Genomic DNA, 13,983 nt, shown 5'->3' on the forward strand with positions numbered 1-13,983 from the left:
TTTTTCGGAGATATCTAGTAGTCGGAGTATATATCGAACTCAGGTCAATCGATTCTATCCCTCCTACATGCTAAATGGAAACTCTTCGATTTGCCGAAGGTAAACCCGAAGCAACTGGCTGTCTGGGGGCGCGCAAGTAATACCAGAATTAGCAAGTCCCTTAACAGTATTCTCGCAATCCAACTTTGAGGTGAAGGAGGATGCCTCTAAATAGGTTAGCTGGGTTCCGGGAATTTTTTTGGTTAAAAACGGCAAGATGGGACTTAAAACATTTTCTGGGGAACTCAAGATCACATCCCGCATTTTTGATTCCCACTGGGGATAGTCTATTTGCTCGATAGGGTAGCCGAGAGAACGGATGAGATCGACTAGCTCCCCTATCTGCAAACACTGAGGATTGACTAAGTGGAAGCTTTTTCCTAGGGATTCTTTCTGCCTAGATAGATAAACAATGGCTTGACTGACATAGTCTACTGGTGTCAAATCGAATTCAATATTGAGATCGGGAGCAATGCCTTGCTCGACAAAGCTCTTTAGCAGCCTACCTAAGGTTTGCTCGGCATTAGATGCGCCAGTTTTACTGTGCCCGCTAATCGTCCCCGGTCGGTAGATACTAACCGGAATGCCGAGGGAATGTGCGGTTTTAAACAATTTTTCTGCTACCCATTTACTTTGAGCATAACCTCCATAGACTACTTCACAATCCTCCAAAGGGTCTTCTTCTCCAATGGATGGCTTGTTGAAATACCCTGTTGACTTAAAAATAGCGGGTGAAGAGATAAAATGGACGGACTTGAGTTTGATTTGACTGGCTAATCTCAAGATTTCCTGAGTTCCTCCCACGTTGGCTGCTCGCATAGCTGTGTAGGGATACGCTAAATTTAAGAAGGTAGCAGCGTGATAGATAATATCGATTTCCCGTGCTAGCTGCTCGAACTGTTGCTCGTGCAGTCCCAAAAGTGACTGGGACAAATCCCCTATCACTGGAATAATCCGGGAGTTGAAATTTTCATATTCCAGTAAATAGCGATCGAGGTTGTTGGTAATTTTATGCTTGCCTTCATCAGTAGTCTTACAGCCACGAACCAGACAATAAATTCTGGCTTGGGTTTGTCTGAGGAGTTCATCGAGTAAAAAAGCACCGAGGAATCCGGTTGCTCCAGTCAATAAAATAGCATTGGGTTCGGCATAAGACCCAACGGAAGTAAAGTTTGGTTTGATGGTGGGATCTAGAACGGCTTCTGAAAGCAACTCTTCCACAGTCATGCTTTCAATCCCTGCAGCCTCTTCTGAGTTGCTAAATGTCTCGATTGCTTCAGCCATGTTAGCTACTGTGGGTGCTTCTAACAAGGTGCGTAGGGGGAAATCAACTCCAAAAGTGTGTCTTACTTGGAAAAGGAGCCGAATTGCTAGGAGAGAATTTCCTCCTAATTCAAAGAAGTTGTCCCTCAGGCCAATGGGATGGATGTGTAAAACCTGACTCCAGAGTTGGGCTAATTTTGTTTCTAGTGAGGTACGGGGTGGGACAAACTCCTGCTCTAAAATAGGTCGTTCGGGATTAGGTGCAGGGAGCGATCGCCTGTCTAACTTACCATTAGGGGTTAGGGGCAACTCGTCTAAAACCACAAATGCCGAAGGAATCATGTATTCTGGCAGCTTTGCTTGGATAAGTCTTAGCAATTCTGGCACAATTGCTGTCCGAGATTCTTCAGCAAGAGTGCTGACAATATAGGCGACTAATCGCTTGTCACCCGGAATATCTTCCCTAGCAATTACTGCGGCTTGTCTCACCACAGGGTGTTGAGTAAGTACTGCCTCAATTTCCCCTAGTTCAATGCGGAAACCGCGAATTTTTACCTGATGATCCCCACGACCGAGTAACTCAATATTACCATCAGCAAGATAGCGAGCTAAGTCTCCCGTTTTGTATAATTTTGACTTTTGATTGTTGACTTTTGAATTGTCAAAGGGGTTGGTGATGAATTTTTCTGCTGTTAATTCTGGGCGGTTGAGATACCCCCTGACCAGATAGTCTCCGCCTACGTAAAGTTCCCCAGTTTCTTCTCTGGAAACGGGTTGCATTTGGTGGTCTAAAATATAAATTGGCAGCTTAGCAATCGGGCGAGTTATAGAAAAGTTGCGCGGTTCTGGTTCGGGTTGACAGTGCCAGGAGCTAACCACAATGGTTTCAGTAGAGCCATATATTTCAACTGCTTGGCAATTGGGAAGGCTCTCCCAAAAGCGTTGTTTGAGAGCAAAGGGAAATGCTTCCCCACCTACAAAGATTCGTCTGAGATTCCTGCAAGTTTTCAAGCCCGGATCTTCGAGAAAAATCGAGAGCATAGAGGAAACAAAATAAGCAACGGTAATTTGCTCTTGGGCGATTAGCCGAACTATGTAAGCACTATCTTTTTCACCGTCTGGTTTTGCTAAAACAACGCAAGCTCCAGCCATTAGAGGCCAAAATAACTCCCAACGGCTGGACACATCAAAGCTGAGAGAGGCTTTGTGCAAAACGCGATCGCTTTTCTGATAGGGAAAAGTCTCTTGAAGCCAGCGCCAGCTTTGACAAACCGCTCGATGGGGCATCATTGCGCCTTTTGGCTTTCCGGTTGAGCCAGAAGTATAGGTAATGTAAGCTAAGTTTTCTCCTCCAACCCTACCGACTGGGTTAGTATTGCTTTCTACAGCTATTTTCTGCCAATCTGTATCCAAGCAAACTAGATATCCTTGATATTCTGGAATTTCCGGCACCAATTTCTGTTGTGTCAACAGCACTGACACTTGGGTATCATGGAGCATGAACTCCAAACGCTCCCTCGGATAGGATGGATCTAAGGGCACATAAGCCCCCCCTGCTTTAAGAATCCCCAAAAGTCCGACCACTGTATCAACAGAACGCTCAACACAAATCCCCACAAGGGTTTCCGGTTCTACACCCAAGGAGCGCAAATAGCTGGCTAACTGGTTCGCTTTATCATTCAGTTCTCGGTAGGTTAACTGCTGCTTGTCAAATACAACAGCAATCTGATCAGGTGTTCGTTCTACTTGGGCTTCAAATAACTGAGGTATTGTATCCATATACTTTGAGGTTTTAGGTTTTGGGTTTTAGGTTTGAGGTGTTAGGTGTTAGGTGTTATGTTTTAGGTTTGAGGTGTTAGGGATTAGGTGTTATGTTTTAGATAACGACTAAACAAAAAAGGTGATCAGGGTGCTCGAAGTTAAGAGTTATCGAGACTTAAAGGTTTGGAATCGGGCAATGGACTTGGTTGTACTATGCTACAAACTTACTTCTAAGTTACCAAAAACTGAGATTTATGGACTGAGCAGCCAAATTCAACGAGCTGCTGTTTCGATTCCAGCTAATATCGCTGATGGCAAAGGGAGACAGCATTTGGGAGACTATATCCATCATCTATCCATAGCTAATGGATCTCTCAAAGAATTGGAAACACATTTGCTAATTACTGGCAGATTATCTTATCTTAAAAACTCTGAGTTACAGCCCGTTTTAGAGTTAAGCGATGAAATAGGAAGAATGCTCAACAGTCTGATGGAAAAACTAAAGGAGAAGAAGAAAAATTAGGCTATCCGAATAATTAGCGTTTTACCTCAAACCTAAAACCTAACACCTAAAACCTAACACCTAAAACCTAACACCACTTCTCTGATGCACTCTAGCGCACGTATGAGGCTCCATTAATATCAATGTTGGTTCCAGTTGCCGAGGGGACTTGTCCGGATAAGAGGAAAGCTACCATGGCAGCAATTTCCTCTGGCTGGGCGATTCGCTGTAGAGGAATACCGGACAAAATTTGGGATATAGGGTAGTTTTCGGTAAATGTCCTGGTCATTTCTGTATCAACAAAGCCCGGGCAAATAGAATAGGCTAGTATGCCATCAGCAGCAAAGTTACGAGCAATACTTTTAGTTAAGTTACTCAATGCTGCTTTGGAGGCTGCATAGTGCATGTACTCTGGGGTGTCGCCTCGATGAGCTGCACGACTAGAGATGTTAACAAGAATTCCTCCTCCCTTGGACTGAAAGTGTTCTATTGCCCGTCGGGTGATGGAACTAACAGCAATCAAGTTCACCTTAAGAGTTTCGATCCATTTCTCTTCCCAGAGTGAGGGATTATCATCCAAGCTGAGTTCGGTCATGATGGCGGCATTATTCACAACACCATCAAGGGAATATCCCAGATTGAGCACTTCCTCCACTAATTGTTGTCCTGCTTGGGGCTGGGATAAATCTTTTTGAATGACAACACAATCAGTTTTGGCTGCGGAGGCTAGCTTCTGGGCTGGCTCAATGTGGGAATTACAGTGCAGCACAACTCGTGCTTCTGAAGAAATAAGACATTGGGCAATGGAGTAGCCGATTCCAGTTCCCGCTCCTGTTACCAGAAATGTTTTTTCTGCGATCTTGATCATTGCATTAGTTCCATTAGGTTAAGATTCAGGATTTCTGGCTAGGAAAGAAATCTGGTTTCCAATCTGCAGGCACTTCTCCCACTTCATTCTTAAAATCATGAAAGCTGTTTGGCGAAGAAATGGCTATAAAGTGTAGGTCATTGCTTGATTCATTCCTAATTTGATGCAGCGCTCCCGGAGATATTAGTATGCCATCACCCGAATTAAGAACATGTGTTGTGTTCTCAATTACTATAGATGCTTCACCCTCAAGTATAAAGAAAAACTGTTGGGCAACTTCGTGGTAATGTTCCACTCCCCTGCTGTTGGGAGGCATAATTTCCTGTGCAACGGTTAAATTGTCATTGGCTAATAAATGCCATCCTTGACAGCCAGTTCCCCATTGAAAATTTTCGGCAGTAGCTGTATTGATCTTTGCGTGGTTTGACATTGTTTTTTTTCTCTTGAATCGAAAGTTACTTTAGCATGAGCAAAACTTAGGAGTTTACTCATGCTTTCTTGGCACGGATAAAATATAACTGCTGATAGAGATTGGCCTCTTCTTCTATAAAGGGGGAGGGTTCTCCTTCTAGATCTGCTAGTTTTTGATAGCTTTGGACAAACTCTGTGTGATAGTTAGCTAAGGCAACATTAATTCTGTGGACAACAGCCCAATTGGCATCACCCCGCTCTTCCCAGTTAATAGAATAGTCTAAAGGATTGTCACTATCGCTTTGAATTCCTTTTCCCCAGTATTTTTCCATTAACCTATGGGTTAGTCTGGGGCCATTTTTACTGGTGGCGATGAAGAGAATTTCCCCTCCTGGTGCCAGGTAGGAACTACCTTGGGTAATTAAAGTGTCCATTACTAGTCTGCCGCGATCGCCATTGCGGTTCCATTCTTCACCCCGAAATTGGTCAGCAAACTTCAGCCTTGCTTGCAATTTTTCCTCCGTATCAGGTAGTGCTGGCGGGTTGAGATAAATCCGATCAACTTTCCCTTCAATCTCTCGATTCCCTTGAATTGCAGCAAAGCAGTTAGACTCAAAACTTTGGAAATCCTTTGGGTTAAGACCATTCAATTCCCAATTGCTTCCTTGCAGGGTAACGGCATAAGGGTTTAATTCCGTGCCAATTACCTGAGCTGCACCACCTTTTCCGGCGACTATGCCAAACATGCCTAAGCCACCAGCAAAATCCATCACCACCTTGCCCCTACAATCATCAGCAGCTACTAGCTCACACATTGTGAGGGAAAATAGTGAAGAAGGTGTCCAAGCATTAGGATGGGTTTCTAGTAAAATATCTAAGTCATTACTGAGATGATATTTGACAATCGTGCCCACCTCTAAAGACTGATAATCAATGTTACTGTCCGAGTCGTAGGTAATAATTGTTTTTTGTCCACATAAATCTTTGTCTGTTTCTAAATTAAGCTCTGGAGTTTTCATTAATTCTATTTGTACTCGGTAAAGCTACACTAATTGGAAAGTTTCAACTGTTTTTTCTAGGGAATAATATGCTAGGATTTCGCAAAATTCACTGTAATAAAATAGTTCTATTCCCAAATCCTCCATTTGATTAACTTCTTGGTAAGTGGGAGTACGATAATATGTTCTTTTACTAAGATCCTGTTTTCCCTCCCAATAAAAAGGAAAAGAATATCCTTGAGCTAACTCATCGATGTATTCTAAAAAGATTTGGGCACCCTTTTTGTAAATCAAACATAAATTTTTTAGATAGCTGTAGTTTTTATTAAGATCTACAGAGTAAGCTCCTATGATGCTACCTGTATCAATTCCTTCCTCAACAATATGTAAAGTTCCGTAAAGAGATTTTCCTTCAGCCATATCCCACAAGGAACACCACACGCCAGCACGTTCAGGAAGTTTTGATGAGTGAATATTGAAAATCTTCCCCACACCATACTCACTTGCTACTTTAATAATTTCTGAACTGATGATTAGATTGTTCCTTACAGACAAACTAATGTAAGGTTCATGTTCTTGATAAATAGCAATAATTTTCTCCTGTTCTTCTCTGTTTTTAGTACTTTTGATGCGAGACAATTTGCATTCGTACTGTCTCGCCAGTTGATTGAATGTCATCAACTGGCATTTTTTATTGCCTAGATTTTTTTCAATGCAAGGAAAAACTATGTTACGGATATAATCTTTAGTCAAAAAATTAAACTTAGACAATTTTTCGACTTGGCTTTCTGCTTTTCTCGATACTTTTTGTGACAAAAATATATGAACTTTAAAGTTTCTATTGCTCAAAAAAGGAAGCAAAAAATTTAGAGTTATATTAGCGATAATATCTTCGTTACAAAAAATAATCATATTTTTAGGCTGATTATTCTTGTCCCTTTCTTGCCTAAAATTCTGTTCACAATTATTCATATTTTCTTGTCATTACTTGTCTATTAAGAACCTCGATTCTGAGCTTACTCTCTAAGTTTTCTGGATAGTTATCGGGACTAAGGTGAGCAAGTTTAGATAGAATTTATCTTTGTGTTTCCCAGGCCAATTCATCTTGTAAATACCCCTCCAAACTTTGGCTTGTAACCACTTTTTCTAGTTCTTTGTTTCCAGGAAAATAAATTCCCTGGTCGAGGGGATTGGCAGTCTTATTATCGAAAGTCCAACGCAGCACTTTCCTAATCTTGGTTTCGGAGTTAGTAAATCCTTCTCTACCATGAAAAGCGACTAAGTTTGCCAGCACTAAACTTTCCCTAAGTTCTTCTAGCAAAACGCTTGTGTAATTCTCTGGATTTTTATTAAAATTCCAGATCCAATCCATTGCTATTTTCGTCAGGGCGTTTTTACACTTATAGTCAACATCGCCATCGGCGCGATAACCGGTTGTAATGCACCTTTTTTCCTTATGGTAATTAATAATTGGTTTACTAAGATGACCATCCGTTCCTTCCCTAAAAAAGGTAACAGCATCTGCTTCTTTTAAAACAGCTAGATAAGGCAAAGGAATAGCATTTAAAAGATGCTGTCCACTCGCCACACGAGTTTCCCCTCCTGATTGAGCATTTTGTAGGACTGTAAACACCACCCAATTAGGAACGACTTTTAAGAATGTGCTGTCTTGATGGACTTCCTGATGACCGTTGTATTTATTACCCTTAACACGATCAGCTGGATTTGCCATCATCAAAACATCATTTTCTTTAAAATCAACGCCATAGTCAGCTAACACTTTTCTGGCTAAAGAATTCTCATTGGATTCTATTTTGCCAGAATTACTATAGGGTTGTCGCACTTGTTTCCCGAGCAATAAATGCAACTGATTTCGCCATTCCTTAAAACGTCGATTATCTAATAACGCATCATTTTCGTGAGTACGGAGAACAAAAAAACCATATAGATGTGTCAATAGCTGCACGTCCCGGCGAATTCCATCATCTGAAAGCTTTCCCCCAGCAGGAATCTGAATAGTTAAATCTTTTTTTGTTAATTTCCTGGGTTGATATAAAAAATCGTAATTGTTTTTTACAAAATTCCATTTCTTGATGTAATCCTCTAGATCCATTGTTATTCCATTGACATTCCTAACATTAAGTTTTTTATATTTCAAGTTTTCTCTTGATGTTGATAGGCTTTAACTACAGCCTTAGCTTTAACTACAGCAGTATCATCATTTGCCTTTCTTTCAATTATTTCTATTGTAACTTTAACAGATTGGTGTCACCTGTCAACATAAGATTTTATTAACTTTATAAAGTTTTGTTGATTTAAGTAACAAAAACACTTTAGCCCACCGCTACGGGGAGGGTGCATCTAATTTTTGCTGGGGGAGCGACATGAATGGCTAGAAAGCTGACAGAACAAGCGCGGGTTGACTGACAAAACTAATCAACCACGTACTGGTACGTTTGTATTTTGAATTCCAGTCGATAGTCGTTTATCCTGAAGGGGTGACATGGAAGCTAGAATGTAGCCAGAATAAGAGACCTAGCTCTTATACCTCGTAAATAATACTCCAGTTTATTGGGATTTTACTTCATTAACTCCTTCACCAAATCCCAACACGACTCCATAAAACTCACCCAAGTTTGACCATATAAGCTGACGGGGCGACAAGCGCCCCGTCAGGAAAACGGCTGTAAGATTTACTTTATCAAAAGTCTCTCAAACCAGCACTAATAAAGACTCAAAATTCTTCAATTTCTTAGCTTCATTATTATTAGCATATCCATAGACGCGAGGAAGTTGCTTCGTGCTTAAAAGTACTTTTCTGACCTCAGAGTTGGATACATTACTTAGATTCCTGCCAGAAAGAAGGGCAGTAATGGCAGCTATCCCCAATGCCTGACCAACACCAGCATTGAATTCCACAATTCTACCAGCGGATGAAGCAAACCCTTGAAACCCAGAACCAGGACTGACAAGGGCTAAATTAGGGACTGTCTTAATTTGGGCATGCTGGATGCCAATGTTGAAAATTGGCTTACTAAAACTTACACTTTTTATCCCGTTCTGAGAGGCTCTGTTACCAAGACCTTCGATACCACCTCGCACATCAAAATGATAGCCAAAGGTTCCCAAAGCAGACCAATTGGGTGTGCCACCTAAGAGCATTTGGGAGCCATAGAGAGGGTCTACCACACCAGTAATATTGCCTGCATGGCGGATATAAAGCTCAGATGCTGGCTTAACGGCTTTCGCTCCGATACCTTTGAGCCAAGTTTCCACGAAATTCATCTCTTCGAGAATCTTAGCAGAGGGTTTAGCACCTGCTTGAGCTAATTCCTCTGCTTCAGTGCCATTGACCTTACACAGGAGGGCATTCCAGGACAGCCTACCCCCTGGAAGAATTGCCACATTTCCTTTTAATTTTCCAGGTGGGATATTTTCTCCTTAAGCAGACAAACGGTAATCTTAGCCTGATCAGTACTTATTTGCTACAACGAGATAGCTACCATAGATTGACATCAACGGAAAATGCCAACCTAAATACTGGGATACCCTACCTGATCCATATAATTTAACTCCTGAGAATCCATGCATTTGCAATCTCAATCGCAGAACTTCTGGAAAATGCTGAGTTAAATGGCTGACACCGTAAACTGACATTCCAATAATTTTATTTTTTATGTAATTAGGATTGGGAGTGGTAAGCAACAGCCTTCCGCCAATCTTCAACACTCTTTGGAATTCACATAATGTTTTATCTACATCGGCAGGATACAGGTGTTCAAGAAACTCACCAGCAGTAATCACATCAAAAAATCGATCTTCCATAGGTATGTCTGTTGAAAGACCATAGACTTTTTGTGAATAGCACTCAGGCAAAACATCTAATCTTTCTTGTACACAATCAAGACCAAATAATGTCAGGTTCGGGTTCAACTCCTTAAAACGTAATCCACCTCTACCCGTATTGCAACCTACGTCAAGAATCTTTACAGCTCCTTTCTGAAAAAAACTGAAGAATTGTTCGTACCTTTTCAAAGTAAAAGGGTCGTGTTCTGAACGATTTTGTTGAATATTCTGAACTTCGTACTTCTTATGCAGATTGACCATGTTTGCTTCTCCAATTCAACATAGAAATGACTAAACTCCAAGGCGTTACTGAATTACGGGATGAATCAGGGATAGACAGGTATTTGCCTCGGTGGCACCGGCACCTCCCAAAACTTCAGGTAATGCACTAACAGTCCGATCGAATGCTTCAGCATTTCTATTGACTTCGAGTCACACAAAGTCTTGGGATGTAGCCGAGCCAGATAGTGCCTCAATCGAGTGAAATCACCCTAGACTCGGGTCATATACAACGGGTTGACGATATCTGGTCACCATCGATGGATGTAGTTGGGATACACCTTGAAACCATCTGTAACATAGAAGAAACACTCCCACAAACCCTTCGTACGCCCACACCAGTTCAAAGGTCATTGTACTACGCTCTCCGATTCCGTAAGCTAGAATACCAGTCAATAGTCAGTTTCTCGGGTTTCTTTTTCCCAGGTGGTGTTAAAGCCAGTAGCAGGTCGAGTTGTAGTCTAGTTAAGACCTCCACCGCCGCAGAGTGAGGAGCATTTCGCTGTAGAGCTGACGGCTGACGGCTGACGGCTGAATGCTTACGTTGAAATACCTGGTAAACGAATTTAATTAAGGTCTCAGGGAGAAGTGCATATTGGCTAATTTTGGAAGTAGATTGCATAGTGAGACTTAAATTAAATGAGGTACACAAGTTTGGAATAATGGTGCTTTTTCACCATTATTCCAAAATTTCCTCATCTTGTGTAATTATAATTAACTAGCGTTGAAGTTTCCCCCAAGAAGCCTGTAAGTCTCAACCTAACCTACACCCAACGCCTATGGCCAATAACTTAACAACCTTCAACCTTCAACCGTTTAACCTTCAACCTTCAACCGTTCAACCTTTTAAATTAGCCTGAAATTAGCCCCCAATTCCTAGCCTTCCTGCCAAAGCGGAATTAATGGGAATCAGAGTTGCGACCATTAAAAATAATGCCAATAACCCCCACAATGCCCGAGTATCGTCAAGTTCGGTAATTTCATTGAGGCTAGGTCGTTCTAAACTCCGCTGCAAGAACAAAATCAAGATTCCCCAGTACAAAATTATGGGATTGGCTGGATTGATTAAGGCCAGAATCCCCAAAATTACTAGGGTGGCAATGGTAGTAAGTCGAGCGGTTTTGCGTCCGTAGATAGCTTGGACAATTCGCCCACCATCTAGTTGTCCTGCTGGCATTAGGTTCAAGGCTGTTATGGTTAAACCTAGCCAACCGACAATGGTCAGAGGGTGAACATCTACTAAAGGCTCTTGGAGAGCACTACCAAGCACTAACTTTGCCAGCCCTCCGACTAAAATGGACGCTTGGAAGAATTCCGCTGGCACCTGAAAAGCACTGCCTTGATGAGAAAGGACTAATCCCGCCATCAGCATCAGTAGAGACACTACACCACCTACGGCTGGTCCGGCTATAGAAATATCAAATAATACTTTTCGATTGGGTAATAATGATTCGAAGCGAACCATAGCACCAAATGAGCCGATTTGCAAGCTGGGCAGGAAAAAGGGTATGCTGAGGCGAATGTCGTGACTTTTGGCTTGCCACCAGTGACCGAGTTCATGGGTAATCAGAACTATCCAAATTCCGATGGTAATCGGTAAGGCTTCCCGAAACCGTTCGGGTTCACTGAATAAATCAAACTCAAGCAGTAACCCAGATACTTCTAAAGTGGTGAAGAATGTGGCAATTACCAGGACAAGGGCCAAGATTTTCTGGGGAACTGTAGTGGTTCGTGGGTCATTGCTACTGGGTAAGACAATGACAACTGGTTTCCCTTCTGGATTATCGACTAAAAATAGCCGATAGCGATCGCTTAATTTTTCCTCTAGATTAGCTGACAAACGAGAATGTACCAATTCGGCATCGTTTCCCCGCAGATTTCCTGTAAAAATTGCCCCTTCCTGATATTTTATAGTTTCCGTAGCAAAGAACGTATCAATCCCAAAAATCCCTTTAATAATTTGTAGGTCTTCATCAGGAATTGTAGCTACTCCGATCCTGGTGGTATTCGGACCCTCGGATACGGCAGTTAAATTGTTGTAAGCTGCAGTATCTTGCTCCTCAGACTTTTGGGCATCCTTGCTTTGTTGTTGATCCTCGAACAGTTTGGTGGCACGCTCCCGCCAAACTTCATCTTGACCTGCTGCACGTAAGAGCCTGCCCAAGTAGATGTATAGGCCGGTGGAAGCGACTAGCAGAAATAGGATCCCAACGATATTCAGGTAAATTCCGATGCTGACTAAGCCAAAGAATAATAGCCAGGGCACTGTCAAGACTACTGACTGCAACCAGGCTAAAATTCCTAGCTTGCCGTAAGAACGAGCGCGGTTATAGCCCCAACCTAGAACACCAAGGGCTACGAGTATTATGACCAAAGTGACAGTAGTCTGTGATCCGTTAAACATTATCAATTCAATTTTGATGGAGTACTAGTTTGTTTCCAACTTTGGAGAGCGGCCCTGAGATCACTTTGGTTTTGCTCTAGGAAGCTGGCTCCCTCTACCTGGTCTAATCCTGTCCAGTACATTAGTAGCGCTAGTTTTACCTGCCTTCCACTGCGCTCTAGTAAATGAGCGCAGTCTTCTCGGCTGAGGTTGGTCAGGTCTTTGAGGATGCGCAGGGCTCGGTCATGAAGTTTCTTGTTGGTTACTGCCACATCTACCATGCGATTGCCGTAGACTTTGCCAAGCTTTACCATGGCTCCAGTGGAAAGGATGTTCAAGGCCATTTTAGTGACAGTACCGGCTTTGAGGCGAGTAGAGCCAGCTAGGACTTCCGGACCAACTAGCAGCCGAATATCAATATCAGCATCAATACTGACCTGTTCAGGGGGGACACAAGCGATCGCAATCGTGGTTGCGCCCCGCCCTCGTGCCTCTTGGAGTGCGCCGTGGACAAAGGGTGTGGTCCCACCTGCGGTAATGCCTACCACCACATCTAGGTCATGTACCCGGCGATGGGCGATCGCTTTTGCACCATCTTCCTGTCGGTCTTCCAAATCTTCAGAACTCCGCACCAATGCCCCTGCTCCTCCAGCAATGATCCCTTGGACTAGGTCTGGGGGTGTACAAAAGGTGGGGGGACATTCGGCAGCATCGAGGACTCCCAAGCGTCCACTGGTACCAGCTCCCACGTAGAAGAGGCATCCTCCTTGACGCAATGCCTTTGCTGTGCAGTCAATGGCTTGAGCTAGCTGGCTACGAGCTGCTGCGATCGCATCTAGGGTTTTGGTATCTTCTTGATTAAACAGATCCACTAACTCTAGGGATGTCAGCTGGTCAAGGTTCTGACTATTGGGATTAATCTGTTCGGTCAGTAGATGTCCCCGTTGTTCTAAATTTTGCATTATATTATTTAGTCATTGGTACAAGGGTTGAAGGTAAAAGGGTTGTTCGCGTAGCTTGGCCTATGGGCCAGGGTTGACGGCTGTTGGTGGACGGTTCAAATGTATTCCTCAAATTTTTATCAGCTTACAATAAATTTTCCAACTGACGGCGAATGCGCTCTAGATCTGATGATATTTCTGGTTGTTCGGTTTTCTTGATGTCCGGTTGCCAATCAGTATTTTCTAGATTTGTTTCCGGTGGCATGGCCAACATTCCTTCAGTAACCAACTCCGATTCATAACCAGCCGATTGGCAAAACTCTTCAATCTCTTCTAGATCGATAGCTTCTACGGTTGCTGTTGGGAAATCCTGGGCTTCGAGCAATAAAGCAAAGCGGGTAGCATCGTCTTCTTCTTCAAACATCAATACCGTTTGGCGATCGTCAATTTGGATAGTGTGAATTCCCTCGTTTTCTGTCCGGGCATTAAATAACAGGACGTATACTTGCTTAGGTGCCATCATAATTCTTATATAATCTTAGGTAATAGTTATTTTTTAACTGTTTTTATAGGATATCTAATATTATTTGCTTTAATGCTATGGAGAGATAAGCAGGTGCACAAAATTAATTACACATTTTCCAAAACTCAAAGCCTTACGATGTAAGGGTTACAGAGATTGGTAGTAGGAA

At 42.6% G+C, this 13,983-nt stretch carries 13 protein-coding genes and 1 pseudogene; 1 reads left to right on the forward strand and 13 read right to left on the reverse strand.

The window, feature by feature from the left end:
- Window positions 1-63: 63 nt before the first annotated feature.
- Window positions 64-3,081 carry a non-ribosomal peptide synthetase family protein gene (locus BJP37_RS09925; protein ID WP_075898424.1) on the reverse strand — a complete coding sequence of 1,006 codons (3,018 nt, stop codon included), beginning with the start codon at window positions 3,079-3,081 and terminating at the stop codon, window positions 64-66.
- A gap of 130 nt (window positions 3,082-3,211) precedes the next feature.
- On the opposite strand from BJP37_RS09925, the gene BJP37_RS09930 reads away from it, so the two are divergent.
- Complete coding sequence (locus BJP37_RS09930; RefSeq protein ID WP_075898426.1) at window positions 3,212-3,586, forward strand: four helix bundle protein; 375 nt, start codon at window positions 3,212-3,214, stop codon at window positions 3,584-3,586.
- Window positions 3,587-3,677: 91 nt separating this feature from the next.
- On the opposite strand, the gene BJP37_RS09935 is transcribed toward BJP37_RS09930, so the two are convergent.
- From BJP37_RS09935 to BJP37_RS09980, 12 genes and pseudogenes are all read right to left on the reverse strand, one after another.
- The gene (locus BJP37_RS09935) at window positions 3,678-4,433 is read right to left on the reverse strand and encodes an SDR family NAD(P)-dependent oxidoreductase (RefSeq protein ID WP_075898428.1); all 756 of its coding nucleotides are present in this window, start codon (window positions 4,431-4,433) and stop codon (window positions 3,678-3,680) included.
- A gap of 25 nt (window positions 4,434-4,458) precedes the next feature.
- Window positions 4,459-4,863: a cupin domain-containing protein gene (locus BJP37_RS09940; RefSeq protein ID WP_075898430.1), complete on the reverse strand. Its 405-nt coding sequence runs from the start codon at window positions 4,861-4,863 to the stop codon at window positions 4,459-4,461.
- 58 nt (window positions 4,864-4,921) lie between these two features.
- On the reverse strand, window positions 4,922-5,863 hold the full coding sequence (locus BJP37_RS09945) for a methyltransferase (protein WP_075898432.1): 942 nt from the start codon (window positions 5,861-5,863) through the stop codon (window positions 4,922-4,924).
- A 24-nt stretch (window positions 5,864-5,887) separates the two neighbouring features.
- On the reverse strand, window positions 5,888-6,814 hold the full coding sequence (locus BJP37_RS09950) for a formyltransferase family protein (RefSeq protein ID WP_075898434.1): 927 nt from the start codon (window positions 6,812-6,814) through the stop codon (window positions 5,888-5,890).
- 103 nt (window positions 6,815-6,917) lie between these two features.
- Complete coding sequence (locus BJP37_RS09955) at window positions 6,918-8,000, reverse strand: TauD/TfdA family dioxygenase (protein ID WP_143727545.1); 1,083 nt, start codon at window positions 7,998-8,000, stop codon at window positions 6,918-6,920.
- Window positions 8,001-8,554: 554 nt separating this feature from the next.
- Window positions 8,555-9,247, reverse strand: coding sequence for an FAD-dependent oxidoreductase (locus tag BJP37_RS09960; protein WP_075898438.1), 693 nt, complete (start codon window positions 9,245-9,247; stop codon window positions 8,555-8,557).
- Between the two features lie 66 nt (window positions 9,248-9,313).
- Entirely contained in the window at window positions 9,314-9,949 is a 636-nt protein-coding gene (locus BJP37_RS09965) for a class I SAM-dependent methyltransferase (protein WP_075898440.1), read from the reverse strand.
- A 65-nt stretch (window positions 9,950-10,014) separates the two neighbouring features.
- Window positions 10,015-10,357, reverse strand: a pseudogene (locus BJP37_RS42345) (IS1 family transposase); the annotation flags it as partial.
- Window positions 10,326-10,589: a hypothetical protein gene (locus BJP37_RS36105; protein ID WP_143727546.1), complete on the reverse strand. Its 264-nt coding sequence runs from the start codon at window positions 10,587-10,589 to the stop codon at window positions 10,326-10,328. The gene BJP37_RS36105 and the pseudogene BJP37_RS42345, both read right to left, overlap by 32 nt.
- A gap of 240 nt (window positions 10,590-10,829) precedes the next feature.
- A complete protein-coding gene (locus tag BJP37_RS09970) occupies window positions 10,830-12,371 on the reverse strand; it encodes a site-2 protease family protein (RefSeq protein ID WP_075898442.1) in 1,542 nt (513 codons plus the stop codon).
- 2 nt (window positions 12,372-12,373) lie between these two features.
- Window positions 12,374-13,312 (reverse strand): N-acetylmuramic acid 6-phosphate etherase, encoded by a 939-nt coding sequence (murQ, locus tag BJP37_RS09975; protein WP_075898444.1) that lies wholly within the window; start codon window positions 13,310-13,312, stop codon window positions 12,374-12,376.
- A gap of 124 nt (window positions 13,313-13,436) precedes the next feature.
- Window positions 13,437-13,814: a DUF3110 domain-containing protein gene (locus tag BJP37_RS09980; protein ID WP_075898446.1), complete on the reverse strand. Its 378-nt coding sequence runs from the start codon at window positions 13,812-13,814 to the stop codon at window positions 13,437-13,439.
- Between the last annotated feature and the right edge of the window lie 169 nt (window positions 13,815-13,983).

The sequence above is a fragment of the Moorena bouillonii PNG genome (assembly GCF_001942495.1).
Lineage (GTDB): Bacteria > Cyanobacteriota > Cyanobacteriia > Cyanobacteriales > Coleofasciculaceae > Moorena > Moorena bouillonii.

Coding starts and splice junctions, on each gene's coding strand:
- BJP37_RS09925 (WP_075898424.1), bottom strand. CDS start 3,081: ATGGATACAATACCTCAGTTATTTGAAGCCCAAGTAGAACGAACACCT.
- BJP37_RS09935 (WP_075898428.1), bottom strand. CDS start 4,433: ATGATCAAGATCGCAGAAAAAACATTTCTGGTAACAGGAGCGGGAACT.
- BJP37_RS09940 (WP_075898430.1), bottom strand. CDS start 4,863: ATGTCAAACCACGCAAAGATCAATACAGCTACTGCCGAAAATTTTCAA.
- BJP37_RS09945 (WP_075898432.1), bottom strand. CDS start 5,863: ATGAAAACTCCAGAGCTTAATTTAGAAACAGACAAAGATTTATGTGGA.
- BJP37_RS09950 (WP_075898434.1), bottom strand. CDS start 6,814: ATGAATAATTGTGAACAGAATTTTAGGCAAGAAAGGGACAAGAATAAT.
- BJP37_RS09965 (WP_075898440.1), bottom strand. CDS start 9,949: ATGGTCAATCTGCATAAGAAGTACGAAGTTCAGAATATTCAACAAAAT.
- BJP37_RS36105 (WP_143727546.1), bottom strand. CDS start 10,589: ATGCAATCTACTTCCAAAATTAGCCAATATGCACTTCTCCCTGAGACC.
- BJP37_RS09970 (WP_075898442.1), bottom strand. CDS start 12,371: ATGTTTAACGGATCACAGACTACTGTCACTTTGGTCATAATACTCGTA.
- murQ (WP_075898444.1), bottom strand. CDS start 13,312: ATGCAAAATTTAGAACAACGGGGACATCTACTGACCGAACAGATTAAT.
- BJP37_RS09980 (WP_075898446.1), bottom strand. CDS start 13,814: ATGATGGCACCTAAGCAAGTATACGTCCTGTTATTTAATGCCCGGACA.